This is a genomic window from Desnuesiella massiliensis, assembly GCF_001403615.1.
Taxonomy (GTDB): Bacteria; Bacillota; Clostridia; order Clostridiales; family Clostridiaceae; genus Desnuesiella; species Desnuesiella massiliensis.
On the sequence record NZ_LN879455.1, the window covers coordinates 173,829 to 199,359 of the forward strand.

At 31.4% G+C, this 25,531-nt stretch carries 22 protein-coding genes; 19 read left to right on the forward strand and 3 right to left on the reverse strand.

Features of this window, described 5'->3' with window-relative positions; all coding sequences use genetic code 11:
* The first annotated feature begins 36 nt into the window (after window positions 1-36).
* The 3 genes from BN2665_RS07615 to BN2665_RS07625 are packed head-to-tail and all read left to right on the forward strand — an operon-like array spanning window position 37 to window position 2,637.
* Window positions 37-1,143, forward strand: coding sequence for a sensor histidine kinase (locus BN2665_RS07615; protein ID WP_055666522.1), 1,107 nt, complete (start codon window positions 37-39; stop codon window positions 1,141-1,143).
* Window positions 1,121-1,747 (forward strand): response regulator, encoded by a 627-nt coding sequence (locus BN2665_RS07620; RefSeq protein ID WP_055666523.1) that lies wholly within the window; start codon window positions 1,121-1,123, stop codon window positions 1,745-1,747. Before BN2665_RS07615 ends, BN2665_RS07620 begins: the two co-directional genes overlap by 23 nt.
* A 47-nt stretch (window positions 1,748-1,794) precedes the next feature.
* Complete coding sequence (locus BN2665_RS07625; protein ID WP_055666524.1) at window positions 1,795-2,637, forward strand: cohesin domain-containing protein; 843 nt, start codon at window positions 1,795-1,797, stop codon at window positions 2,635-2,637.
* Window positions 2,638-2,724: 87 nt separating this feature from the next.
* On the opposite strand, the gene brnQ is transcribed toward BN2665_RS07625, so the two are convergent.
* On the reverse strand, window positions 2,725-4,014 hold the full coding sequence (brnQ, locus tag BN2665_RS07630) for a branched-chain amino acid transport system II carrier protein (RefSeq protein ID WP_055666525.1): 1,290 nt from the start codon (window positions 4,012-4,014) through the stop codon (window positions 2,725-2,727).
* A gap of 245 nt (window positions 4,015-4,259) precedes the next feature.
* On the opposite strand from brnQ, the gene BN2665_RS07635 reads away from it, so the two are divergent.
* Both BN2665_RS07635 and BN2665_RS07640 read left to right on the forward strand, forming a co-directional pair.
* Window positions 4,260-6,530: a S8 family serine peptidase gene (locus tag BN2665_RS07635; protein ID WP_055666526.1), complete on the forward strand. Its 2,271-nt coding sequence runs from the start codon at window positions 4,260-4,262 to the stop codon at window positions 6,528-6,530.
* 102 nt (window positions 6,531-6,632) lie between these two features.
* Complete coding sequence (locus BN2665_RS07640) at window positions 6,633-6,968, forward strand: single-stranded DNA-binding protein (protein ID WP_055666527.1); 336 nt, start codon at window positions 6,633-6,635, stop codon at window positions 6,966-6,968.
* 243 nt (window positions 6,969-7,211) lie between these two features.
* Here BN2665_RS07640 and BN2665_RS07645 read toward each other — a convergent pair whose 3' ends face one another.
* Window positions 7,212-9,869: an FAD-dependent oxidoreductase gene (locus BN2665_RS07645; RefSeq protein ID WP_055666528.1), complete on the reverse strand. Its 2,658-nt coding sequence runs from the start codon at window positions 9,867-9,869 to the stop codon at window positions 7,212-7,214.
* 499 nt (window positions 9,870-10,368) lie between these two features.
* On the opposite strand from BN2665_RS07645, the gene BN2665_RS07650 reads away from it, so the two are divergent.
* The 11 genes from BN2665_RS07650 (at window position 10,369) to BN2665_RS07700 (ending at window position 19,874) form a co-directional block, all read left to right on the forward strand.
* Window positions 10,369-10,827, forward strand: coding sequence for a COG2426 family protein (locus tag BN2665_RS07650; RefSeq protein WP_055666529.1), 459 nt, complete (start codon window positions 10,369-10,371; stop codon window positions 10,825-10,827).
* Between the two features lie 147 nt (window positions 10,828-10,974).
* A complete protein-coding gene (locus tag BN2665_RS07655; protein WP_055666530.1) occupies window positions 10,975-11,925 on the forward strand; it encodes an AAA family ATPase in 951 nt (316 codons plus the stop codon).
* A gap of 11 nt (window positions 11,926-11,936) precedes the next feature.
* The gene (locus tag BN2665_RS07660) at window positions 11,937-13,055 is read left to right on the forward strand and encodes a DUF58 domain-containing protein (protein WP_055666531.1); all 1,119 of its coding nucleotides are present in this window, start codon (window positions 11,937-11,939) and stop codon (window positions 13,053-13,055) included.
* A 2-nt stretch (window positions 13,056-13,057) separates the two neighbouring features.
* Complete coding sequence (locus tag BN2665_RS07665) at window positions 13,058-14,296, forward strand: hypothetical protein (protein ID WP_055666532.1); 1,239 nt, start codon at window positions 13,058-13,060, stop codon at window positions 14,294-14,296.
* Between the two features lie 280 nt (window positions 14,297-14,576).
* Window positions 14,577-14,930: a DUF6514 family protein gene (locus tag BN2665_RS07670; RefSeq protein WP_055666533.1), complete on the forward strand. Its 354-nt coding sequence runs from the start codon at window positions 14,577-14,579 to the stop codon at window positions 14,928-14,930.
* Between the two features lie 331 nt (window positions 14,931-15,261).
* Complete coding sequence (acpS, locus tag BN2665_RS07675; protein ID WP_055666534.1) at window positions 15,262-15,636, forward strand: holo-ACP synthase; 375 nt, start codon at window positions 15,262-15,264, stop codon at window positions 15,634-15,636.
* A 1-nt stretch (window position 15,637) separates the two neighbouring features.
* Window positions 15,638-17,149, forward strand: a complete 1,512-nt coding sequence (locus tag BN2665_RS07680; RefSeq protein WP_055666535.1) for an NAD(P)H-hydrate dehydratase — start codon at window positions 15,638-15,640, stop codon at window positions 17,147-17,149.
* A 64-nt stretch (window positions 17,150-17,213) separates the two neighbouring features.
* Window positions 17,214-17,822, forward strand: coding sequence for a germination lipoprotein GerS-related protein (locus BN2665_RS07685; protein ID WP_055666536.1), 609 nt, complete (start codon window positions 17,214-17,216; stop codon window positions 17,820-17,822).
* Between the two features lie 140 nt (window positions 17,823-17,962).
* Window positions 17,963-19,123 (forward strand): alanine racemase, encoded by a 1,161-nt coding sequence (gene alr, locus BN2665_RS07690; protein ID WP_055666537.1) that lies wholly within the window; start codon window positions 17,963-17,965, stop codon window positions 19,121-19,123.
* Between the two features lie 141 nt (window positions 19,124-19,264).
* Window positions 19,265-19,564, forward strand: coding sequence for a hypothetical protein (locus tag BN2665_RS07695; protein ID WP_055666538.1), 300 nt, complete (start codon window positions 19,265-19,267; stop codon window positions 19,562-19,564).
* Window positions 19,521-19,874, forward strand: coding sequence for a type II toxin-antitoxin system PemK/MazF family toxin (locus BN2665_RS07700; RefSeq protein WP_055666539.1), 354 nt, complete (start codon window positions 19,521-19,523; stop codon window positions 19,872-19,874). The genes BN2665_RS07695 and BN2665_RS07700 overlap by 44 nt, the downstream gene beginning before the upstream one ends.
* 32 nt (window positions 19,875-19,906) lie before the next feature.
* Here the strand turns inward: BN2665_RS07700 and BN2665_RS07705 are convergent, their stop codons facing one another.
* Window positions 19,907-20,587, reverse strand: a complete 681-nt coding sequence (locus BN2665_RS07705) for a DUF624 domain-containing protein (protein WP_055666540.1) — start codon at window positions 20,585-20,587, stop codon at window positions 19,907-19,909.
* A gap of 316 nt (window positions 20,588-20,903) precedes the next feature.
* On the opposite strand from BN2665_RS07705, the gene BN2665_RS07710 reads away from it, so the two are divergent.
* The 3 genes from BN2665_RS07710 (at window position 20,904) to BN2665_RS07720 (ending at window position 25,516) form a co-directional block, all read left to right on the forward strand.
* A complete protein-coding gene (locus BN2665_RS07710; protein ID WP_055666541.1) occupies window positions 20,904-22,697 on the forward strand; it encodes a sensor histidine kinase in 1,794 nt (597 codons plus the stop codon).
* Window positions 22,690-24,255, forward strand: coding sequence for a response regulator transcription factor (locus BN2665_RS07715; protein WP_055666542.1), 1,566 nt, complete (start codon window positions 22,690-22,692; stop codon window positions 24,253-24,255). The genes BN2665_RS07710 and BN2665_RS07715 overlap by 8 nt, the downstream gene beginning before the upstream one ends.
* A gap of 331 nt (window positions 24,256-24,586) precedes the next feature.
* Window positions 24,587-25,516 carry an ABC transporter permease gene (locus tag BN2665_RS07720; protein ID WP_055666543.1) on the forward strand — a complete coding sequence of 310 codons (930 nt, stop codon included), beginning with the start codon at window positions 24,587-24,589 and terminating at the stop codon, window positions 25,514-25,516.
* The last annotated feature ends 15 nt before the right edge of the window (window positions 25,517-25,531 follow it).

Sequence of the window (25,531 nt, forward strand, 5' to 3'; positions counted from 1 at the left end):
ATAATTAATATAAGAAATTCATATAAGGGTGATTTCATGAGATATATTTTAAAACTACTATTTTTATCCTTTACTATATTGCAGTTGATAGTCAGCGAAAGTATAAAGCCTTTTGAACTTTTAACTTTACTGATTTACCTATGTTTTAATATATTTAGGGAAAAGTACCATAATTATTTTTATATATTGATAGTTGAGCTAATAGCCGTTATTTGCTTATGTTATATGAATATAAACTTTGTAATGTTATTTGGGGTTATAGCTTTTGATATGATTCAGCTTCAAAGATACTATTTTTTGCTACCGATTTATGCAGTCCAATTCTATTTTTTACAAGGACAAAGTTTAGTACAGAATTTGTTTTTAATAAGTATAAGTAGTTTTACTTCTTTTGTTTTGTATAAATTAGATAATACTGAAAAATCCTATAGGCAGATTTATGATAAGGAAAGAAGATACATATATGAACTTGAAGATGCAAGACAAAAGCTTATTAATTCATCAAGGGATTTAGTTTATCTTACTGAGGTGAAGGAAAGAAATAGAATAGCAAGAGAAATACATGATAACATTGGACATAGTATTGCAGGCATTCTTATGCAGCTTCAAGCAGCATATAAAATAAGAGAGGTGCAGAAGGAAAAATCAGAAAGACTTATAGGAAAATCCATAGATGGATTATCTGAGGCACTAACCATAATCAGGAATACAGTGCATAATATAAAGCCTAAAGAGAATTTAGGCATAGACTACATAGAAAATATAATTAAGGAATATAACTTTTGCCATGTAGAGTTTAAAACCAGTGGAGATTTTAATGCTTTATCCCCAGCGCATTTAGAGATACTTATTTATAATATAAAAGAGGCTCTAACTAATGCGTCTAAATATTCCTACGCTACCAAAATAGAAATAAGAATAGAAATAAATGAAAAGTTTATAAGACTTTATATGAAGGACAATGGTAGAGGCTGTGAAAACATAAGAGAAGGGTTAGGTATAAGCGGCATGAGGGAGAGAGTAAAAAATATAGGTGGAAGCTTTTCCGTAAGCAGTGATCATGGTTTTATTATTGTTTCTCTAATTCCTATAGTATTGTATAATGAAGGGGGAAGTATCTTTGAAAATATTGATAGTAGATGATGATGCTCTTATAAGGGATAGCTTGAGTATAATACTGGATATGGAAGAAGATTTTAATGTTGTAGGTGCTGCTGCTAATGGCGAAGAAGCTTTTAAGGCCTGTGCAAAGCTGCAGCCAGATATTGTTTTGATGGATATAAGAATGCCTATAATGGATGGAGTTCTTGGAACCAAAAACATAAAAGCTTCCTTTAAACAAATAAAAGTGGTGATACTTACCACCTTTAAAGATGATGAGTATATAAAAGAAGCCATAAAAAATGGCGCAGAGGGCTATATACTAAAAAATCAACCAGCGGATGCTATAGTAGAGAGCCTAAGAGCGGTTAACAAGGGGAATATTGTATTAGAAAAAAATGTGGCAGAAGCACTATCTACTATGTTAAGGGATTATCCCCAAAAGAGTGCTGTAGCTTTAGATATATCTGAAAGAGAAATGGATATATTAAGACTTATTGGAGAAGGATTTTCTAATAAAGAGATCTCAGAGAAGCTTTATTTAAGTGAAGGAACGGTCAGAAATTATGTCACAAAGCTTTTAGAAAAGCTTCAGCTTAGAGATAGGACTCAACTAGCTATCTTCTTCCTAAAGAATTTTTCGTAGTCTTAGGAGAAGAGCTTACTATTAAAAACTAAGGAGAAGTATGTATTATGAAAAGATTTATTCTAGCTTTAGCTTGTTTATTATTACTATTCAATATTAATGTTCAGGCGGCAGTTACTCCCGAGGTGGAGGTTAAGGTTCAAGGGAATATAGAGAAAGGTGAAATTATAGATATATTTATAAATATTAAAGATATAGAAAGATTTTATGCAGGGAGCCTATCTTATCTTTACGATAGAGATGTGATGAAGATAAAATCTATTGAGGCTGGAGAACTGATAAAAGGTAATGGGCTTAACATATTAGAGTTTGGTGGAGATGTAAATAACCCTACTGGAAAAGTAGATTATCAATTTACTTGTACTGGGCAGGTGGAGGGCTTTAAAGGCAGCGGTACCTTTATAAAGATAAAAGCGGAAATATTAGAAAAGAAGGATTTTCATATATTTAGTAAGGCCTTCCAAGGAGGAGCTAATGATGATTTTAATTTAAAGCTTCAGCTTTGTGAAAGGACTCCGGAAAATAAAATAAATGAGCTAGATTATAAATTTACTGGATATAAATACACTACATCCAAGGGTGGAGAAACAGTTAAAGATATTGTAAAATCTGAAGTAACAAAAAATACTGAAAATAAAGAGTCAGGCAATAATATAGCAGAAAATAAACCAGCTAATAATGGAGATAAAAACGATAAAGATAAAGCTTCAGATAATATTAAAAGCGAAGCTAATAAAGAGGCGCAAAATCAAGAAAAGGATAAAGCTCAAGGGGATAAAGACCTCCTTAATAATAAAGGCAAACAAAGCTTATATGTTAATATAGGCATAAGTCTAGGTATAGCTATGGTTGGTACTTTAGTTTTTATTATGTATAAAAGAAAAAAATAATAAGATATATAGAGTTTAAAAGCAAAGCTTGAGGTAAATATTTGGCTCAAGCTTTGCTTTTTATAAATAAATTAAATGTGCATCTATTTAATTATTGACAATATTTTTCTTTGATGTAAGTATTAAGGATGCTATAAAAACTATTAATGAAGGCGTAAGCCATAAAAATCCAGAAGCGCCTAAAGGTATAACAGAAATAATATTATTTATTAATATACTATTTATACCTATGCTTGGTAATATAGAAATTACACTGAAAATTAAGGCTGTATAAGTAGTAAATCTAGTTACCCTGGCATCTTTTATAAAATTCTTTCCTAAGGTTAGCAAGATTAAAGAAATAACCACAGGATATAAAATACTTAAAATAGGTACTGCTATGGTTACTATTTTGTCTACACCAAAGTTTCCTATCAATATGCTTATGGCACTTATTATAAAAGCATTTAAATTGTAGCTTAACCTTCCTCCGGATAGACCTTGAAAAAATGAGGCTGCAGAAGAAATCAGTCCTATAGAAGTGGTCAAACAGGCCAGGCCAATGGCTATGCCAATAAAAATGCTGCCTAAATTTCCAAGAGTTCTTTGTGAAATCTGAAGTAAAAGCTCTGTTTTTGAAAGATTTTCTGGTATTATTACGCTAGTCTGTGAACCTAGATACATAAGACCACCATAAACTACAGCTAAGCCTATAATAGCCACGAAACCTGATTTTATAGTCATAGATATAATCTGTTTATCTTTATAGCCTCTTTCTATTACTGCTGTGGTAACTATGGAGGCAAAAATTACTGAAGCTAGAGCATCCATGGTTTGATAACCCTCTTTTAATGCATTAGGGAAAACTAGTGCGGCACCTGTGTCTACTACGTTTCCTATGGGCGATACAAAGCCTTTTATAATTATGGTTAAAAGAGTTATCAATAATATAGGAGTAAGATATTTTCCTATGTTATCAATAATCTTTGAAGGCCTTAAAATGAATATTAAATTAATGGCAAAATATATTATCATGGAGATAATAGAAGGCATTGAAGGGAATAAAGGCCTTATAGAAAGTTCGTGAGTAGTGGCCGCTGTCCTTGGTATAGCCAGCATTGGACCAATAGCTAATATAAGTGCCGTGGTGCATATTATGGAGAAAGTTTTTCCCATAGGCTTCGCCATTATTTCAAAACTTCCATGAGTTTTTGTGCAAGCTAGAATGCCTAAAAAGGGAAGACCAACTCCTGTGATGATAAAGCCGATAGAAGCTATGAAAAATTGGCTTCCGACAGCCTTACCTAGGTAAGGTGGAAATATCAAATTCCCTGCTCCAAAGAACATAGCAAACAGAGCAAAGCCTATGATAATCATGTCTTTGAATTTTTTATTCATATTTTTATCCTCTCTTCTTATGTTTCTTATATTTCTTATGTTTAATTTGCGCTTTTTTAATGAATTTTATAAAATATATAAGTAAAACTTAAATAGTATTCGATACAAAATCATAGCATTATTTTATTAATAATTCAAGAGTACATAGAGACTATGGCTATGTTTACCACCTTTTGCTCATTGTTAATTAGTACACTTATGATGTAAAATTAATATATTATACTTATAAATGGGGGTGATAGCTTATGAACAGACTGCTAAAGAGGATTCTAGCCTTAGGAATATCAATTTCAGTCATTGGAGTTGGAGACTTGGGTAGACAAGTTTATGCCTTAAAAGAAAATCCTCAAGAAAAGAAAAATGATATTAGGATGCATAGTAAATTTAATAAGGCTAATAAAAAAGAAGGAGAACTAATAATAAAGTATAAGAAGGATTTGAAATCAGCTCTTTCTAAAGAGGATATTTATAAAAAGAATAGTATTAATCTAAAAAAAAGTCTTTCTATTCCAAATGTTGATTTAGTTAAAATTCCGCTGGGTCAAAAGGAAGAGGATGTTATATCAAATCTAAAAAAGGACCCTAGAGTAGAATGGGTTCAACCTAATTACATATATTATTCTCAAAGCACTAATTTTCTAAATAATAACGCCTATTTAAAGCAAGAGGAAAATGGTCAATATCAATGGGGGATAAGTAATACAGGCCAAAATATAAATGGACAAGATGGAGTGCCTGATGTAGATATGAATATAGAAGAGGCTTGGGATGTTACAAAAGGAGGTTCCTCTGAAGGCACAGGCAAGGAAAATATAGTAGCAGTACTTGATACTGGTATAGATATATCACATCCTGATTTAAAGAACTCTATTTGGATTAATAAAGGTGAGATACCAGGCAATGGCATAGATGACGACGGTAATGGTTATATAGATGATGTTAATGGTTGGGACTTTTATAACAATGATAATACTGTATTTGATCCTATGGATGGCGACCAGCATGGAACTCATGTAGCCGGTATCATTGGGGCTTCAAATAACGGCATGGGCATAATAGGGGTAGCACCAGAAGTGAAAATAATGCCATTAAAATTTATTGGCCCTTTTGGGGGTACCACTGTGGATGCCATTAAAGCTATAGAATATGCTAAAAGAAAAGGGGTAAAAATCGTAAATTGCAGTTGGGCTAACAATAGCTATGATGCAGCCCTTAAAGAAGCTATAGAAAACAGCGGAGCATTATTCATAGCTTCAGCGGGTAATGATGGAGAACTTATAGATTCAGGCGTTAGCTATCCTGCAGCTTTTAATTCTGCTAATATAATTTCAGTAGCATCAATTAATAATAGAGGGGAGTTATCTTATTTCTCTAATTATGGAGTTAAAAATGTGGATATAGCTGCGCCAGGAGAAGGAATTTTGAGTACCGTACCTAAAAAAATAAAAGCATCAGCAGCAATAAAAGGAAATAATACCTTTTATCAAGGCTTTGGGCTTGAAGCCATAGAAAACAATAGTGAAAGAAAATTTATTTTGGATAAGGTTATGAAGACCTTAGGAATAAATTATAAGGATCCTATTTTGATAGTACAGGATGATGAAAGTGACTTTGCATTACCAAATTACTTAAATAGTTATAGAGTGCCACTACAGGATTTAGGTTATAGTAATATTACGACTTATAATGTGCCTTTTTATGACAATGGTCCAAGCCTTAGCAAGATGAAGCAATATAAGCTGGTACTTTGGTTTACTGGGGAATCCTATGATAATCCTATAACTATTGATGATGAAGACAATCTAGTAGATTATATAAAGAGCGGAGGAAAATTATATTTATCTGGGGAGAATTTGGGAGAAAGCCTTAAGGATTCAGATCTATTGCTAAAATATATGGGAGTAAAGATTTTATTTAAAGATGAAGGTGTACAAGCTGTAAAGGGAATGAAGGGCACAGCCTTTGAAAGTGTAAATATGAATGAAAGCTATATTACAGAGCAAAGCAGCTATAAGATTTCTAAAGGCGGTAATTATGCTTTAGAAGTTAATAAGGATAGCTATATTAATAGTCAAGGATATACTATTAGCAACAATGCAATTTCAGTATTAGAATATCTTCCTAGCTATAACTATGATAAAAGCTATGAATTCTACGATGGAACGTCTATGGCAGCACCTTATATCACAGGACTGGCAGCCTTGCTATATGCTAAGGGTACAACAAATATAGAGGAAATAAAAAATAGGATTTTGAATAATTATAAGCCTCTAGAAAGCTTAAAAAATAAAGTAGCAAGTCCGGGAATTCCTGATGCTTTTAGGGCGTTAGGAGGACAAGTATTAAGTTTAGATTTAAACAGTGATGGTATAGTAGATATTAAAGATTTGGCTTCTATAGCTCAAAGATATAATTTAAAATATGGAGAAGCTAATTGGGACTATAAATATGATCTTAATTTTGATGGAGTTATAGATATTTTTGATTTAGTAAAAGTAGCTAATGGCATTAAATAAAAATTACCTTCGTAATTTTTATTATAAGTGAATAAAATTACACAATGTGGATATAATTTCTAAGGAAAAAGTGTACATAATATATTTATGGAGTGTGATTTTATGAATAAGATATTACTAGTAGGTAGACTAGTAAAGGATCCTGAGCTAAAAATATTAGAAGAGTCTCAAAAATCTATGACAAGAATTGTAATAGCTGTAGATAGAGGTTATAAAAACGGAGATGGAGAAAGAAAAGCAGATTTCATACCTGTATCCATATGGGGAAAAAAGGCTGAGATAATATGCAAATACTTACGCAAAGGCAGTTTTATAAGTGTTAGCGGAAGACTAAGAACTGGAACTTACGAAGATAGGGATGGAAATAAAAAATATCTCTCTGAAGTGGTAGCAGAAGATTTTCATTTTGTAGAATACAAGAAGAAAGAAGAAGCTTAAACAATGCACAGTGCACAATTCACAATGCACAATTGGGGAAATTTTTTCTCCGCTAGAGCTTCGAAAAAATTGAGAATTTAGAAAGCGTGGCTAGTTTAGCCACGACTTTTTTACTCTTTTTAATTTAAATAAAGCGTGGGCCAGCCCACGCTTTTATAATTCATAATTTTTTCGTAATGTAATGAAGAAAAAGTTTCATTAATTGTGCATTGTGCACTGTGAATTGAGAATTAAAAAAGTGAATTATATTAAGTTTTCTTTAACTAGTTCTTGAATAGTAGCTTCCTTTTGAATACCTGTAATTATTGTCGCTGATTTTGAGGTATCTCCTATTAAAATTCCACCTACTAGCTTTCCATTCTTAAAGAATAATTTTTTGTATAAACCTTTAGCATTATCCTTAAAGCCTAGTTGTTGTAAGGAGGTATCATCAAAATTAATTGTACCAGCTGAGAAGATTTCAGCATCTAAGGCTTTGAATATTGTGGAGGATACAAAGCCTTCAAATTCTAGATTATCTCCTACGGCATTTGCTCCCGCTATTTTACCCATTTCTATTGCTGCAGGCCAGTTGCCATATACTATGCAGTTAAGTTCAGCCACATCTCCGCAAGCATAGATATCTTTAACATTTGTTTCCATTTTGTGATTTACTATTATACCTTTATCACATTTAATTCCAGCTTGCTCAGCTAATTCTTTATTTGGTCTTATACCCACAGAGAATAGTATTACATCTGTGTCTAGAGTTTTTCCACTCTTGAGCTTAACACCCATTACTTTTCCCTTAACCTTGTTTTCAGAAAGTATGCAGGAGTCAGCAATAATTTCTTCCACAGAATCTCCAAGGATTAGTTCAATGCCTGATTTATCTGCAATAGATTTTAGTAAGGCAGCACCTTCATTATCAAGCTGTCTTGGAAGAAGTCTAGAAGCGAATTCTACTACAGTAACTTCTAAGCCAATCTTTTTCATTTCCCAAGCGGCTTCTAAGCCTAGTAAACCTCCTCCTATGACTAAGGCTTTTTTAGATGTTGATAAATAGTCCTTAATATTATCTGCATCTTCTAGTTCTCTTAAGGTGAATATTCCATCTACTTTATCATAATTTGATGAAGTTAATATTAAATCCCCAGTAGCAGTTTTTAATGCATCGCAAGCTACTTTTACTGGTGGTATAAAGTTGTGGCTACCATTAGCTAATATTAATTTATCGTAGAATAGTTCTGTTCCATCACTTAATAAGATTTTCTTATTCTCAGGTTTTATAGAAGCTACCCATACTCCTAATAATTGCTCTACATTATTATCTTCATACCATTTTTCAGGAGCTATATAGAATTCCTCTTCTGGTATGGAAGAAGATATATAATCTGAAAGCTGAGGCCTATAATACGCTAAGGCTTTTTCCTTTGATAAGATTTGAATCTTAGCTTTAGGATTTCTCTTTCTTATAGCTTCAGCAGCATAGAAGCCTGCAGCACCATTTCCAATAACCACAAATTTTTCGTTAGTTTCTGATCTAAATTCACTATCTTCTGATTTAACTTCTATGAATTGCTCAGCAGAAGCGCCGCAAACTGGGCAAATTTCTGGAGCACTGTCTCCTTCAAAGATTTGACCACAGATTAGACATTTCCAATATCTTGTCTTTTTCTGCTTTCCATTAATAGGAGCCATGGTTTTTTTATTTATTTTCTCAATAATTTTTTCAGCAAAGCTAGCACCAAAATTAAAGGCTTTATCTAGTTCTTCCTCAGAAGGCTTAAAGTTTATCTTTAAACCAGGAGTAACCATTTGCATTTTTAGTTCTCTTAATCTATTTTCAATATAAGGCACAGCTTCTCCGCTCCAACCGTAAGAGCCAAAAGCAGCAGCTACCTTACCGCCATGGACTATAGGATTTAATTTAGTTAACACATCACGAATAGGTTCTAGCATATCGCCGTTTATTGTTGGAGAACCAAATAATATACCGTCAGATTCTGCTATATCACTTAATATATCACCCATTTCATGATGGATTACATCATACATTTTAACTTCAAATTCACCCTTGGATTTTATACCTTCTGAAATCTTTTCAGCTAAAGACCTGGTATATCCATAAGCGGAAACATAGGATATGGTTACTTTATTTTTTCCATCATTGTCAGTAGACGGAGTACTCCATCCCTTGTATAATTCCATGATTTTTTTAATGTTTTTTCTAAGGATTGGTCCGTGACCTGTACCTACAGTATTAATTTCTAAATCATTTATCTTCTCTAAGGCTTTTAAAACATAAGGCTTGAAAGGTCCAAAGATACAATCAAAATAATATTTTAAAGCTTCCATGTAATGCTCTTCATTTTCTACTAGATCATCGAAGATGGTTTGTGTAGAATAATGGCTTCCGAAGGAGTCACAGGTTATTAGCATTTTATCTTCAGGAATATAGGTATATATGCTATCTGGCCAATGTAGGAAAGGAGCGGATATAAATTTCAAAGTTTTATTTCCTAAGCTTAAGGAATCTCCATCGCCTACCACGATAGATTCAAAAGGCTTATTAGCGATTTTTTTCATGAATTTTATAGCTGCAGGGGAACCTACTACTTTAGCATTAGGGGATAAATCTAATATTCTAGCCACAGAACCAGCGTGATCGGGTTCTGTATGATCAACTACTATATAATCGATTTTTGTTATGTCCACATCTAAAGATTGAAGTCTGTCTAGGTATTCATCGAAAAATTCAGCTTTTACAGTCTCAAATAGAGCAACTTTTTCACTACCCTTAACTATATAGGAGTTATAAGTGGTTCCGTAAGGAGTATACATTATTATGTCAAATATTCTTAAGTCAGGATCTAAGGCACCTACCCAGTAAATATCTTTTTTAACTTCTAATGATTTCATATTTCACATCCCTTTCATGTAAATATATGTAATATATTAATTATATCACTAAATTATTAAAGAAGTGTATTAAATAAGTTTTAAAATCAAAGCGCATTAAATATGTGACTATTATTATAACTTATATATATACTTACTCTTTTTTGTTATTACTATGCAAGATTTGCAGGTTAAAGCTTTTTCTATAAATAAAGAGAACTCAATTAACTTTTAATTTATAGAAAAAACTTTATAATATTTAATTTAGTGAAAAGATAATTATTATTAAAGAATAATTATTACAATATAATTATATGTTAAATTTTTATTTAGGTCAATTGTTTTGATAAAAAAATTGTTAAATATAAAACAAAAATTAGCTAGTGAACTATTTTGTATGGGGATAACTTAATAATAATTTAAGAATTAAAAGGTTGCAAAAATTTGTTGTTAATAAGTATAATATAAATATTGTGGAATTCTCTGGAGAGAATTTTTTATAAACGAAGGAGCAGTGATTATGGATTGGTATAGTTTATTTAAAGTTTTTATAATGTCTGCAATACCATTAACGGAGCAAAGGGCTGCTATACCTATAGGGATAATAGGTTATGGATTAAATCCTATAGCTACAATGATAGCCAGCTTTTTAGGTAGCTTGCTTCCGGTGCCTTTTGTTCTATTATGTTTTAATGCCATATTTAAATGGATGAAAGGTTATGAGTTTTTTAAACCTTTAACAAACTTCATAGAAAATAAGCTACAGAAAAATACTGGGAAGTTAGAAAAGTATAAGGAAATAGGGCTAATAACCTTTGTGGGTATTCCTCTACCTACCACAGGGTTATGGACTGGAAGCGCCTTGGCTGCTTTTTTAGGTTTTGATCTTAAAAAAGCCTTTATATGTAATGCCTTAGGAGGCATTATATCAGCAGTTATTGTGACAGCTATTTCATCACTTTTTCCTGCGATGATATAAAAAAGCGACGAAAGTCGCTTTTTTGAATTAAATAAAAGTTGCATCGTAATTTTTATTTTTGTGTTATAATAAAAAAAGCAAAATATTTAAATAATTCAATAAAAAGGGGGGAGCTATTTAAGTTTTGGGCTTAAATGGCAATATATTATGGAAGTATCAAAATTCCAAGAATTTAGAGAAAAGATACATAGCAATGTGGGTAAAGTAATAGTGGGGAAGCAGGATAAAATTGATAAGGTTATTGTAGCCTTTATATGTTCCGGTCATGTTTTGTTAGAGGATGCACCGGGGCTTGGGAAAACCAAGTTAGCAAAATCACTTTCAAAAACCTTAAACTGCTCTTTTAAAAGAATACAATTTACTCCAGATTTGTTGCCTTCGGACTTAACAGGTATCTATTTTTATAATCAAAAGACTATGGAATTTGAATTTAAAGAAGGTCCATTATTAAGCCAGTTTGTTCTAGCCGATGAGATAAATAGGGCAACTCCAAGGACTCAGTCCGCTTTGCTTGAGTGTATGGAAGAAAGACAAGTTACTGTAGAGGGTAACACTATAAAATTAAAAAAGCCTTTTTTTGTTTTAGCTACTCAAAACCCTGTGGAGCAATTTGGAACCTTCCCTTTACCAGAGGCTCAATTAGATAGATTCTTTATAAAGCTTTCCTTAGGTTATCCTGAGTATGCAGAAGAGAAAAGCATATTGGACCGCTTTATACAAAAGGATCCTCTAGAAGATTTAGAGCCAAGCATAACCATAGAAGAGATTCAATATGTGCAAGAAAACTATGTAAATATAGAAGTTAGCGAAGGTATAAAGAGTTATATATTAGATTTGGTAACTGCTACGAGAAAGCATAAGGATATTGAATTAGGAGCCTCTCCAAGAGCCTCTTTAAGCTTAATGAAAGGAAGCCAAGCCTTGGCAGCTATAAAGGGCAGAGATTATGTTTTGCCAGAAGATATAAAAGAAATGGCCATACCAGTATTAAGCCATAGAATTATTTTAAAATCTGGGTTAGGATCCTTTGAAGATAAGGCTATTTCCATAATAGAAGAAATACTTAACACCGTGCATACTCCTTTAGAGAAAATTTAGGGGTGATGTGGATGCAAGGATATTTTATATTTGCTTTTGTAATAGTTATAGCTCTTTTTGTAGCGGAATTTACAAGAGAAAAAGGCTTCAAAAACCTTATTATTAAAAGAAGCTGTGATAATAATATGATATTTCCAGGTGAAGAATTTAAGATAATTACTGAGATAGAAAATAAGAAATGGCTTCCCATATCCTTTTTAAATATAGAAGAGGAATATTTAAATGGCGTGGAAAGATTAGATTCTTCTACTCAAAGGAATACTGGGGATTTTTCTTACTACGTCAGCAGCTATAGTGTACTATGGTATGAAAGAGTGAAGAGAGCTCATAGGGTAAAAATTGATAATCGGGGAGTTTACTTTATAAGAAATATGGTAGTAACCGTAGGTGATATCTTCGGATTTTCAAGCAAAACTATGTCTTTCATGGAAATGTTAGAGATAGTAGTATATCCAAAAATACTAGACCCTAAAAAGTTAGAGTTCAATAATAATAGCTTGCAGGGAGAAGAAATTATAAAGAGATGGATATATAAAGATCCTTTATATATAAAAGGAATAAGGGAATATACTAGGGAAGATAGAATGAAGGATATCCATTGGAATTCTTCAATGAAAATGAATAAGCTTATGGTAAGAGAGTATGATTATACTTCAGAAAGAGAAGTGGTTTTTATAATCAATGTACAGCAAGGGAGGCCCTACTGGCAAAGTATAGATAAGAGTGCTGTGGAAAGAAGTATAAATGTGGTGATGTCTATGGCTTCTTATACCATAGCTGAGGGTATACCTACAGGATTATATACCAATGCTCAAATTATAAGCTTTTATGGAGAGAACGATATGAGCATCCCTCCTTCTCTTAATAATTTTAAGGCTATGTTAGAATTAGGGGCTAGAATTGATTATGTACCTAAGGATGAGTTCTATATATATCTTCAAGAAAAGAGTAAAAGGTTTAACCTTAATGCCTTATATGTAATGGTTACAGCCTATATGGATGATGAAACCATAACTTGCTTAACAGAATTAAGAAAAAAGGGTTTTCTGCTAAAAGTCATAGATACTTCATTGCAGGGAACTATACCTCCTATTCACATGATTGAAAAGATAAATTATAGGGAGGGGTAGTAATGCAGGTTAATAAATATAGAATCATTAAAATTTTATATAGCTTCATAGTGACAATATTTATATATATCCTGTGGGGAGTCATAGCTAATATGCTAGCAAAGGTTCAAATTGGTTATATAGACTTATTTATAGTGATTTTTATAGCTATGATGATGCACATATTAGAGATGGGAAATAAAAAGGCTTCTTGGATAATAATATCATTGCTTGTGATAAATTTTTCAGCCTTTTATTTATTTTATGGAAAAGATTCTTTTATACCTAGAGGGTTTTTGGGCTTTATAACTATATTGGTATTGCCAAAGGTCAGTACAGAGGGTATAAATTACGATTTTTATAGAAATAAGATTAAGGCTATGATTACCATGCTTTTTATTACCATAGTATTTTATATAGGTGTAGAGAGACAATATGCTCAATATATTTTTAGATATTATCTAATATTTCTCTTATTAGCCATATGGATATTAAGAGAAGCAAGGAAATATTTTTATAAGGTTAATGATAAATACAATGTTATTTACAATGCTGCTACCTTTGCTTTTATATTGATACTTTCTACAGATACGGTGTTTAGCTATATAAAAATTATATTTGGATTTTTAGCTGGTATAGTTAATAAAATTATTTATGCTTTTGTATGGCTGTTGTTTACCATACTAGATAGGCCTATATCATGGTTGATGAATTTCGTATTAAAATTATTGTTAAAGTTTCAGCAAGAACAATTGGACGTGCAAAAACCACAAAATGTGCCAGAGGAATTACCTATAGTAAATCCAGAAAATATGAACATTATGGTCAATGTTTTTAAGGTTATAACATTGGTTTTATTAGCTTATATCGTATATAGGGTTATAAAGAGATATAGGTATAAGAAATCCTTAAAAGAGGGTATTATTGAAGAAACTAGAGAAAAGATAGATAGAGTAGAATATAAGCAAAAGAAAAGTCTAATAAAATCAATTAAAGATATATTCATACCAAAAACTAATAGAGAACAGGTGATTAACACCTATAGACATTTATTAATAAAGACTCATAATAAAGAGATATTTAGAAAGTATATGACGGGAAGTCAGCTAAAAAATCTACTTATAGCTAAAATAGGAGTAAAGGAGCCTGCTAAGAATATTACAGATATATATAATGAGGCAAAATTCTCTTCTCATGAAGTTAAGGATGAAGAAGTTTCTTTAAGTAAAAATAGCTATAGTGAAATAAAGAAGAGATTATAAAAAAAGCGTATAGCATTTTGTTATTATATTCGACACATGAAGACTATTTTATTTTATTAATTTACAATATAAGGAAATACCCCAAACTTTGTATAGTGGTATAATGCTAAAGCTGTCACTTTAGAAGGATAAAATCCTAGAGTGAAGGTGTATAATATGACATAATTTTTATATATACAATGGTATCATAAATACTTGAAAGCAGTATATACACTACATAGCAAATTACTTTAAGATACCATTGCTGCACTTGTTTATATTAGGTTTTGGGGGGAGAAAAATGTTAATAGTTGAAAATTTATCAAGAACTGAGGTTACTGAAAAAGGGGTCTATGTTTACTCTTACAGGATGACAAAAGGACAAATTACTTTGCCTTTTGAAGAAGGCAGCATTGAAGTTCAATCCTATGGCGTGGAGATTGAGAGACAGGATTTGGTAAATGGAGTAGTTGTTAATATCGAAAGAGATGGTGTAAGTAGCATAAGCCCTCAAAGACATAGAGTACACCAAATGCTAAAAATGCTTTATGAGAACTCAGTTTCTCCAATTCATTTAATTGACATAATAGGCGAGTACGTAGATGACTATATTGCAGATTTTGACGAAGCTTTTATAAATACTGCTACAAATTAGCAAACAGAACAAAAGCATGGTTTTATAGTAAATTAATTTTAGTTTATTATAAAATCATGCTTTTTATAATAATATATAGGAGGATGTGAAAAACATAGGTGTTCTTTTTCACGGGCCGCTCGTGGGGCTCCACGTGCGGTGTAGGGAAACCTATAGAATACCTTTTTTCACATCCTCCTATACTAAGGCAATTTGGATAATGCACAATTCACGATAATTGTGCATTGTGAACTGTGCATTGTGAATTGAAAAATGCTACGCATTTTTTAAATGTTTGTGATATATTAATAGTTACAGTCAATTATTAATTTATTTTAGGAGAGAAATAAGAATGATATTGGGTATAGGCACGGATATTATAGAGATAGAGAGAATAGATAAAGCTATAAAGGATAATCCTAGGTTTATATATAAAGTATTTACAGAAAAAGAAATTGAATATTTTCAAGGCAAGGGCTTTAAGCCTCAGCATGCTGCAGGAGGATTTGCGGCTAAGGAGGCTATAAGTAAAGCCTTAGGCACTGGTTTTAGAAAATTTTCAATGAAGGACATTGAAATATTTAGAGATAATCTTGGAAAGCCCAAAGTATTACTTTATGGAAAAGCTCAGGAGCTAGCAAAAATTCATGGAGATTATATTGTGCATTTGAGCATATCCCATGATGGAGATAAAGCTATAGCTTATGCGATTTTGGAGGTGAAATAGCATGAAAATTGGTACAGCGGAAATTATGAGGAATATAGATAAAGCTGCTATAGAGGAAATTGGTATTCCAGGTATAGTGCTTATGGAAAATGCTGCTTTAAAAGTATTACAGCATTTAGCATTAGATAAATACAATAGTTATGTAGTTATATGCGGAGTAGGTAATAATGGGGGAGACGGTTTTGCTATAGCAAGACATTTAAAGCTAAGAGGAAAATCCATACAGGTATTTGTAATTGGAAATAGTATTCATATGACAGAAGATTGTAAAATCAATTATAATATACTTAAAAAGATAGATGTAAAGCCATTAAAAATTAACAATATGGATGATGTTACTAGTTTAAGAGAATCATTAGAGAAGGCTGATGTAGTAATAGATGCTATTTTTGGCACTGGTCTTAAAAGAGAAATTACGGAGCTATACAGTTCTGTCATATCTGTGATTAATGAAAATAGCAAGCAGGTAGTGGCTGTAGATGTACCTTCAGGTATGGATAGTAACACAGGGAAAGTGCTAGGACAAGGCATAAGAGCTAAAAAAACTATAAGCTTTCAGTTATATAAAAGAGGATTTTTAGCTTATGGCACTGATAAGTTTACTGGAGACATAGTGGTTGAGGATATAGGCATTCCTGAAAAGGTAATAAAACACTTTCATAATAATGAATTTATATTAGAGAGGGATAATATAGCAAAGGACCTGCCCTTACGAGAGAAATATGGCTATAAAGGTGACTATGGAAGAGTTCTAGTGGTGGCTGGCAGTGAAGGTTTTACAGGTGCCGCCTATATTACCACTGAAGCCGCTGTTAGATCTGGAGCGGGTTTAGTAACTCTAGGCTGCGTAAAAAAAATAAGAGATATATTAAGCAGTAAGCTTGTGGAAGCTATGACTATGGATATTGAGGAGGAATCTAAGTTTCAGGACTTTATTTTAAAAAGTAACGTAATATGTGTAGGGCCTGGTTTAGGAAATAGTCCTAACACTTTAAAAACGGTTAAGAAGATACTCCTTAATGCTAATGGGCCAGTAGTAATTGATGCAGATGGTATAAATGTGCTGGAAGGCAATTTAGAGCTTTTAAAGGAAAGTAAGGTAAAGGTTATATTAACCCCTCATTTAGGAGAGATGGCTAAGATAACTTCTCTTTCTATAGAATATATAAGAGAAAATAGAGTAGAAGTGGCAAAGGATTTTGCGGCTAAATATGGGGTAATTGTACTTCTAAAAGGCTATAATACTGTAATCACTGATGGAGACATCACTTATATAAATCCTACAGGTAATAGCGCTATGGCCTCAGGAGGTATGGGTGACTGCCTAACAGGAATTATTGCAGGTTTTATATCTCAAGGGCAAGAACCCTTAAGAGCTCTTTGTAGTGCGGCTTTTCTTCATGGATATCTGGGGGAGGAGCTTTCAAAAGATATGTATGCTGTTAATGCAAGCCATATAATTGAAAGAATACCTTATGGCATAAAAAAGCTTCAAGAGAAATCTAAAATATAATTAGAATAAAATTTCTCCCTATAGAATAATAGTATTATGAGGAAATGGTCTATAGGGGGATAAGATGAAAAATAAACTATATTTAATATTATCTATAATATTTATCATTGTTATATCAGTGGTATTTTGCTCATGTAAAAGGAAACCTAAAACTGCAGAAGAAAATTTTGATTTCTTAAAGACTATAAAGAGTTATAGCACTGATGCCATATTTAGTTATAAAAACTCAAGAGGAGAGACCACTGAAAGATGCAAGCAATATTATGATTCTACTAAAGGATACAGATTAGAAATAGGAGAAGATAGAATACAAATATATAAGGATAAAAAGATTTTTGTACAAGATGTGAAGAATAATGCTAAGTATACTCTAGAGAAAGATTTTGATGAGCTATATAAGTATACTTTTATAGGTGAATACATTAATTTAATGTACACCAGTGAGGATATAAAATATTTTTGTAAAAAAATAGAAGGTAAAAATTATGCTGTTGTAGAATTATTTATACCAGGAAATAATAAAAATATAAATAAGGCAGTGTTATTTATTAATCAAGATAATAGCCTACCTGATAAGTTAATAGTCTATGACGATAGGGGGAATGAAAGATTACAGGTAGTTTATGAGGGGTTTAAGGTAGAGGATGAATTGGACAAAAATCTTTTTATGTAGGGGAAACAAGTTCAACTATTAACTTAAACATGTACCATAATGTCTTAAAGATGCCATTTTGGAACATGTTTAAGTTAAGTTTCACCTTTGTTTCCCTGTAGTAGCATTTTTTCTTGTGGGGCACAAGAGGGGGATTAATGATGTTTAAAAGCATAAGACCAGTTTGGGCTGAGATAAACTTAAATAATTTGGAGAGCAACATAAGAGAGATTAAAAGATTAACTAACAGCAAGGAGATTATAGCAATAATAAAGGCTGATGCTTATGGACATGGAGCTCTTGAAATCGCACCAACCTTATTAGAAAATGGAGCTACAAGATTAGGGGTTGCCATTATTACAGAGGCTATGGAACTAAGAAGAGGAGGAATAAAAGCTCCTATTATGATATTAGGCTATACTCCTCTAACCTTTGCTAAAGAACTAATAAATTATGATATAGAGCAAACGGTATGCAGCTATGACTATGCTGAAACATTATCTAAGGAAGCTAAAAAATTTAATAAATATGCTAGAATACATATAGCATTAGATACGGGCATGGGAAGGATTGGATTCTTGCCTAATGAAAAAAGTCTAGAGGATGTATATAAAATTAGTAAACTGCCTAATATAATCATTGAAGGAGTGTTTTCTCATTTCTCTAGCGCTGATGAAGGAAATAAGGAATATACCTACTTCCAGCTTAATAAGTTTGATTGGTTTTGTGATGAACTTAAAAGTAAAGGGGTTAATCCTAAAATTAGACATATTGGCAATAGTGCAGGAATCATAGATTTGCCTGAAACTTATTATGATGCTGTGAGACCAGGCATTATACTCTATGGACATTATCCATCTAATGAAGTCTTAATGAATAAAATAATTTTAAAACCCGTTATGACCCTAAAGACTAATGTTATACATTTAAAGAAATTGCCTAAAGGTGAGTACATAAGCTACGGAAGAGGATTTAAAACAGAGAGAGAAAGCCTTATAGCTACATTGCCAGTGGGATATGCTGATGGGTATACAAGGCTACTTTTTGGAAAAGCTAAGGTTATCATAAATGGTAAATTAGCACCGGTGGTAGGAAGGATATGTATGGATCAGTGTATGGTTGATGTAACAGAAGTGGGAGAGGTAAACATTGGGGATGATGTTATACTCATGGGAGAAGATAATGGAGTTAAATTTGATGCTGATGATATAGCCAATTTAATAGGAACCATAAGCTATGAAGTGGTATGCATGATAAGCAAGAGAGTTCCTAGAGTATATATTAAAAATGGAGAGGTTGTAAAAATAAGAAATTATGTGTAGAAAAATCTATTTTTACTAGAATGTGCTTTGTAGTAAAATGATGAAAAAAGAGAGAAATCCTTTGACATATTGACAAAATTAGCACTATAATTGTAATATACATATTTATGCGCTTTTAAAATAGGAGGTATTAATTTTAATATGTCAAGTTCAAAGAGATTATTTTTTAGCCTCTCAGAAGCACTTAAGGAAGACAATAAAAAAAAGAGTCAATTTATAAAGCAAGCCGTAATATTATATATAGAGGAAAAAAAGAAATTAGAATATATTGAAAATATGAAAAAGGGTTATGCAGAAATGGGAACTATAAATTTGGAGTTTTCTGAAATGAGTAGTGCCTATGATTTAAAAGAATGTTTAGAATATGAGACATGGCTTTCGGAGAGTGATTTGCCCAATGACGACTATAATAGTGAAAAGAGGAGATATATTTTATGCTGATCTTAGCCCTGTAGTAGGTTCAGAACAGGGTGGAATAAGACCAGTAATAATAATTCAAAACGATATTGGAAATAAGTATAGTCCAACAGTAATTGTAAGCGCTATAACTTCTCAGATAAATAAAGCAAAGCTTCCTACCCATGTAGAAATTTCCTCAGAAGAATATGGGCTAAATAAAGATTCAGTTGTTTTGCTTGAACAGATAAGAACTTTAGATAAAAGAAGATTAAAAGAGAAGATAGGACATATGACTGAAGCCGATATGGATAAAGTTGATAAGGCACTTTTAATCAGCGTAGGATTGCAATAATATAAACCTCCTTATAGAAGATTTATAATCTACTATGGGGAGGTTTTGTTTTTTTCCTGAAGTTCTTTAAAAAGATTTTCTTGAAAAAACATTAATAAAAAACATACAATACTGCTTAAAAAAAGAAAAGCGTAGGAGGCTTTAATTTCTATAAAGGCAAGGGCAAATAGAAATATAATCATATTACCTAAAGTTATAAGAGGATTAGAAATACACAATATCAAAGAGTTTTTAAAAACATTTATAGTGCTTATATGAAATCTAGCAATGAGAGTATATGAGTAAGTAATACAGCAAAATATAACTAAAAGACTTATATAGAAAAAGGGCATTAGCAAGCTTCCATAGGAGGTAGCTTTAAGAAAAGTAATATTAAAAAAAAGCATAAATATTAGTATTTCATATACGAATGCTGTAGTTATAGAAGTAGCAAAGTTATTTTTATAACTTGAAAAAAAGTCTCTGGTGATAGAGGTATCCTTGTACCTTACCAGCTTTCCCATTACATATAATAAAGCAGTAATTGAAGGACCTAAGGGAAGCAGTACTACAAACAGTAACACAATGGAACTCTGAAAGCTTTTAAAACCAAATAGCAGCAAATATATAATAAAGGGTATATTGCAGATTAGAAAATAAATATTACCAATAAAAAACCAGAAAACGTAGTTAAATATGGTGTTTAGGTTTTCAAAATTAAAATATTTATTCATAAGGGTCTCCTTTCTTAAAAGCTTTATATAATCATAAGTTTAATATTATATTTTGATTATAGATAAACAACTTCAACTATTAATTTATACATGTACCATAATCACTTAAAGCTGTGATTTTGGAACATGTATAAATTAAGTTTACGTAATGTTTATCTATATATCAATACGCTTTAAGTGGTTAGTGAAACATTTATAGAAATTGTTCATTAAAAGTGTAAAAACTCCACTTTAAACCTAAAGCTATATATTATAATTTTAAATAAGATATATATTGGTTGAAATCGTATACTGATATTGAAAGGAAGGTTAAATATTGAGCTTTTTTAGAATTAAGGTATTCAGAAAAGTATTTTTTATGTATTCAGCAATAATAGTAGCAGCTCTTCTAGGACTTAGTGCCTTTGTAACTACAAATATAAAAAAGACTATGAAAAATAATCAAGTTTATCTCAATCAAAAGATAATTGAAAATGTTCACAATTATTTTAAGGTACAATATGAGACCTCTAAAGTCTTGACGGATGCTATATATACTAAGCCTATGGAACGAAGGGATATTTTAAATTTTTTAAATAATAACTATGAAGATTATATAAAGCTCAGACTTGATAACTATTATTTATCAGAATTATCGGTTTTTGTGGGAATAGATACCTTTGTAAGAAACTGCTTTTCTAGCAATAGCAATATTGAAAATGTAATATTTTATAGCAATAAGAATGATACCTTTGCAGTATATGATCATTTAGGCACTGTAGGCTATATATATGATGTAGGCAAAAGAATAAATCTAGAGGGCATGGAGGAAAAAAGCAATAGAAATTTTAGTAATATGCTAAATTCTATTTCATCAAAAGATGGACAAGGGTGTTATTATACCATAAATAGCATAAACGATCCTTACAAGCTGGAGAACATTGGTAGCTTAATAATTAGATACAAATTAGATGCTATAGATAATATGGTAAAAAGCTATGCAAAAGCTAAAAGTAATGTAGTAGTAATCAATAAAGATGGTGAGGTTATATATGATTCCTTAAAAGTATACACTAGAAAGGTATACCCTTATTTGGACAAGTTAAAAACTACAGACAAGTCTATAATGCTTAAAGAAAATAGCTACATTGATATAGCTACAGGTGGAGTAGGTGTAACTGTAGTAGGAATACTACCTGTAGCTAATGTGTTTGAAGGAAGCAGAATCATTGTAAGCACTATCTATATATTAGCTTTGCTATTAATATTTATAGCTGAATTTATTATAATACTAAAAATAGACGGGTTGTCAAAAAGAACGGAAAATATAATGAAGGCTATGAAGGAGCTTCAAAAGGGAAATTTTAAGGTAAGCATTCCTAATAGCTTCGAAGATGACGAGTTAAACATGATTTCAGAGAGTTTTAATAATATGTGTAAAACTCTTGATGATTATATAAATAAAGTATATGTAGCGGAGATAAAGCAAAAAAATGCGGAAGTAGTAGCTTTACAAAGTCAAATAAACCCTCATTTTTTATATAATACCTTAGAATCTATAAGAATGAAGGCTATATCTAATGGGGACAAAGAAATTGGTAAGATGCTCTATAATGTAGCCACCTTGTTTAGAAATATAATTAAAGGAAAAAGTTTAATTACCATTGGTCAAGAATTAGAGCATTGCAGGTTATATCTGGATTTATTTAAATTTAGATATGAAGGTAAATTTGAATACTATATAGATATAGAGCCAGATTTAATAACTAAAGAAATTATCAAGTTTACATTACAACCTATTATAGAAAACTATATAGTGCACGGGGTAAGATTAGAAAATGATGATAATTTCTTGCTTATAACTGTGGAAAAAGAGAAAGAACATATAATAATATCTCTTGAGGATAATGGCAAAGGCATTGAAGAGGAAAAATTAAAAGAAATAGAAGAAAATCTAAAAAATTATGACATAACTAGAGAGAACATTAAATCTATCGGTATCCTTAATGTGCATGAAAGATTGGTTCTAACCTACGGTAAGGATTGCGGAATAACCATTAAAAGTAAAGGCTCAAGAGGTACTACAGTGATTATTAAAATTCCAAATAGGGAGGCTCAAGGAAATGTATAAAGTTCTGTTGGTGGATGATGAAGTGCTAATTTTAAACGGCTTAAAAAACCTTATACAATGGAATGAATTGGAAATGACTATTGAGGATACAGCCTTAAATGGAGAAGAAGCTTATGAAAAGTTTATAAATAATCCTGTAGATATAGTGATAACGGACATTACCATGCCTAAATTAAACGGACTGCAGCTTATAAGAAAGATAAAAGAAATAAATTCAGAAACTAAATTTATTATTTTAAGCGGCTATGATGATTTTAATTATGCTAAGGAAGGTATATCACTAGGTATAGAAAATTATATATTAAAGCCTATAAATGAAGAGGAATTGGAAGCTACTTTAGACAATACCATAAAGAAGCTAGAAAGCTCAATTAAGAAACCTTTAACGGAAGCGGTGGATTTAGAGATATTAAAAGAAAATATTCTATATAGATGGGCTAGTGATTCCATAAGCAATTATGAACTAGAAGAGAGAAGTTTTGTGCTAGGTATAGATTTATTCTATGAAAATTATATGGCAGCTATTATTAAAATAAAAGAGGATTTAAAAGAAAATAGCGAAATGTATTTTAAAATATATAATAAAGTGAAGAGTTATGAAAAGGAATTAAATTCATCTGCAGTGTTTCATGACTTAGAGGGAGATATAACAATAATATATGGAAGTAATGATGAAGCTTTGACTTATCATAATATGAAAGCAGCTAGTGATAAATTGCTAAAATCCTTAAGAGAGGAGTTTTCTTTAAATTTCTTTATAACCTTAGGAAATATAGAAAAGTCCTACAAGACTGTTTATAGAAGCTATTTTACCGCAAAGGAACTGCAAAAATATATATTAAGCAGCGGATATAATAAGATAATATCCATAGAACATATAAGCGAGATGGAAAAGCAAAACAGCTATTCTTCAAATTTTGATGTACAGGAATTCAGAAAGCTAATTTTAAGTAAGGATTTAAAAAGTATAAATGCTTATATTGATTATACCTATGAGCAGCTATTTAAGAAAAGCATTGTTAAGCCAGAAGAATTACAAAATATAGCTATAAAAATGATGTTGGTTTTAAAAAGAACTCTTAAGGAATTAAATTTTTCTACGGAAGGGGAAGATGAGAACTTAAAAGAGCTGATATTTGAAGTATGCAATTTAAGAACTATGGAGCAATTAACGGGAGCTTTAAAAACAAAATGTGAGGAGCTTATAGAAAAACTAAAAAACAATTATAATAGTGTGAGTCCTGTAATACAGCAGATTTTAAATTATATAAATCAGAACTTCAAAGAAGAAATATCCTTAAAAACCTTATCCTTTAAATACAATGTTAATCCTTCTTACCTAGGACAAATCTTTCATAAGGAAGTGGGTATGGCATTTTCAGATTACTTAAATAAAGTGAAAAATGAAAAGGCAAAGGAGCTTTTATTAAGTACAAATTTAAAGGTTAATGATATAGCGAAGATGGTGGGTTATGTAGATACCAGCTATTTCTATAGAAGATTTAAAGAGTATTTTGGTATATCACCTAGCACCTTAAGAGAAAGTAAAAGTTATTAATTGCAATACAGCAAATCATATTTAGCTTAAACATTTTTTCTCCTATAGGAGGATGTGAAAAAAGGTATTCTATAGGTTTCCCTACACCGCGCGTGGAGCCCCACCAGCGGCCCGTGAAAAAGAATACCTATGTTTTTCACATACTCCTATATATAAAGAAATGTACTTATGTCAGAGGGGATTCTTATATAGAGAATGCCTAGCCTTAAGTACATTTTTTTAATACCTATAATAATTACAGTAAAACTGAATTTTATCAACTTTAACGTAAGATAGTCCTATGATATATTTTAGACAGGATAACGTTTTCTTACGAGAGAGGGGTAAAAGGATGCAAAAGTTTATTAAATCATTCAATAGAAACAAAGAACTTTTGCTACTTGCTATACCGGGAGCCCTATGGTTTTTAATTTTTAGTTACCTACCTATGTTCGGTGTAGTAATAGCATTCAAAAATTTTAGAGTTTCTAGCAAAGGGTTTATCCATAGTCTCTTTACCAGTAAGTGGGTTGGTTTTAAAAATTTTGAGTTCTTATTTAAAACCAATGATGCTTGGATAATTACCAGAAATACAGTACTTTACAACGCAGTATTCATTGTTTTGGGCATAGTGATTCCAGTTTGTTTAGCCATTGCTATAAATGAACTGCTAAATAAAAGGATGGCTAAGATATATCAAAGTGCCATGTTCTTACCTTATTTTCTATCTTGGGTAGTAGTAAGTTATTGCTTATTTGCCTTTTTAAGTGGAGACAAAGGGTATATTAATAACTTGCTTCATATGATGGGAAAAGAAGGGGTTTCATGGTATTCAGAGTCTAAATATTGGCCTTATATTTTAATATTTATGAGCCAATGGAAGGGTGTAGGCTATGGTACTGTAGTTTATCTTGCTTCTGTAACGGGTATAGATAAAACCTATTATGAAGCAGCCATGATAGACGGGGCTACTAAATGGCAACAAATTAGATATATTACTCTTCCTTTGTTAAAGCCAGTAATAATTATATTGTTTATATTGTCTGTAGGAAAGATATTTAATGCTGATTTTGGTTTGTTCTATCAACTTCCTAAAAATTCAGGAGCCTTATATCCTGTGACAAATGTTATAGATACCTATGTTTATAGAGGATTGACCTCCATGGGAGAAATAGGTATGAGCGCAGCAGCAGGCTTATATCAATCTGTAGTTGGTTTCATTTTAATCATGGTTTCAAACCATATAGTTAAGAAAATAGACAGCGAAAACGCTTTATTTTAGCAAAGGAGGGTAACA

Coding starts and splice junctions, on each gene's coding strand:
- BN2665_RS07615 (WP_055666522.1), top strand. CDS start 37: ATGAGATATATTTTAAAACTACTATTTTTATCCTTTACTATATTGCAG.
- BN2665_RS07625 (WP_055666524.1), top strand. CDS start 1,795: ATGAAAAGATTTATTCTAGCTTTAGCTTGTTTATTATTACTATTCAAT.
- brnQ (WP_055666525.1), bottom strand. CDS start 4,014: ATGAATAAAAAATTCAAAGACATGATTATCATAGGCTTTGCTCTGTTT.
- BN2665_RS07635 (WP_055666526.1), top strand. CDS start 4,260: ATGAACAGACTGCTAAAGAGGATTCTAGCCTTAGGAATATCAATTTCA.
- BN2665_RS07640 (WP_055666527.1), top strand. CDS start 6,633: ATGAATAAGATATTACTAGTAGGTAGACTAGTAAAGGATCCTGAGCTA.
- BN2665_RS07645 (WP_055666528.1), bottom strand. CDS start 9,869: ATGAAATCATTAGAAGTTAAAAAAGATATTTACTGGGTAGGTGCCTTA.
- BN2665_RS07650 (WP_055666529.1), top strand. CDS start 10,369: ATGGATTGGTATAGTTTATTTAAAGTTTTTATAATGTCTGCAATACCA.
- BN2665_RS07655 (WP_055666530.1), top strand. CDS start 10,975: ATGGAAGTATCAAAATTCCAAGAATTTAGAGAAAAGATACATAGCAAT.
- BN2665_RS07660 (WP_055666531.1), top strand. CDS start 11,937: ATGCAAGGATATTTTATATTTGCTTTTGTAATAGTTATAGCTCTTTTT.
- BN2665_RS07665 (WP_055666532.1), top strand. CDS start 13,058: ATGCAGGTTAATAAATATAGAATCATTAAAATTTTATATAGCTTCATA.
- BN2665_RS07670 (WP_055666533.1), top strand. CDS start 14,577: ATGTTAATAGTTGAAAATTTATCAAGAACTGAGGTTACTGAAAAAGGG.
- acpS (WP_055666534.1), top strand. CDS start 15,262: ATGATATTGGGTATAGGCACGGATATTATAGAGATAGAGAGAATAGAT.
- BN2665_RS07680 (WP_055666535.1), top strand. CDS start 15,638: ATGAAAATTGGTACAGCGGAAATTATGAGGAATATAGATAAAGCTGCT.
- BN2665_RS07685 (WP_055666536.1), top strand. CDS start 17,214: ATGAAAAATAAACTATATTTAATATTATCTATAATATTTATCATTGTT.
- alr (WP_055666537.1), top strand. CDS start 17,963: ATGTTTAAAAGCATAAGACCAGTTTGGGCTGAGATAAACTTAAATAAT.
- BN2665_RS07695 (WP_055666538.1), top strand. CDS start 19,265: ATGTCAAGTTCAAAGAGATTATTTTTTAGCCTCTCAGAAGCACTTAAG.
- BN2665_RS07700 (WP_055666539.1), top strand. CDS start 19,521: ATGACGACTATAATAGTGAAAAGAGGAGATATATTTTATGCTGATCTT.
- BN2665_RS07705 (WP_055666540.1), bottom strand. CDS start 20,587: ATGAATAAATATTTTAATTTTGAAAACCTAAACACCATATTTAACTAC.
- BN2665_RS07715 (WP_055666542.1), top strand. CDS start 22,690: ATGTATAAAGTTCTGTTGGTGGATGATGAAGTGCTAATTTTAAACGGC.
- BN2665_RS07720 (WP_055666543.1), top strand. CDS start 24,587: ATGCAAAAGTTTATTAAATCATTCAATAGAAACAAAGAACTTTTGCTA.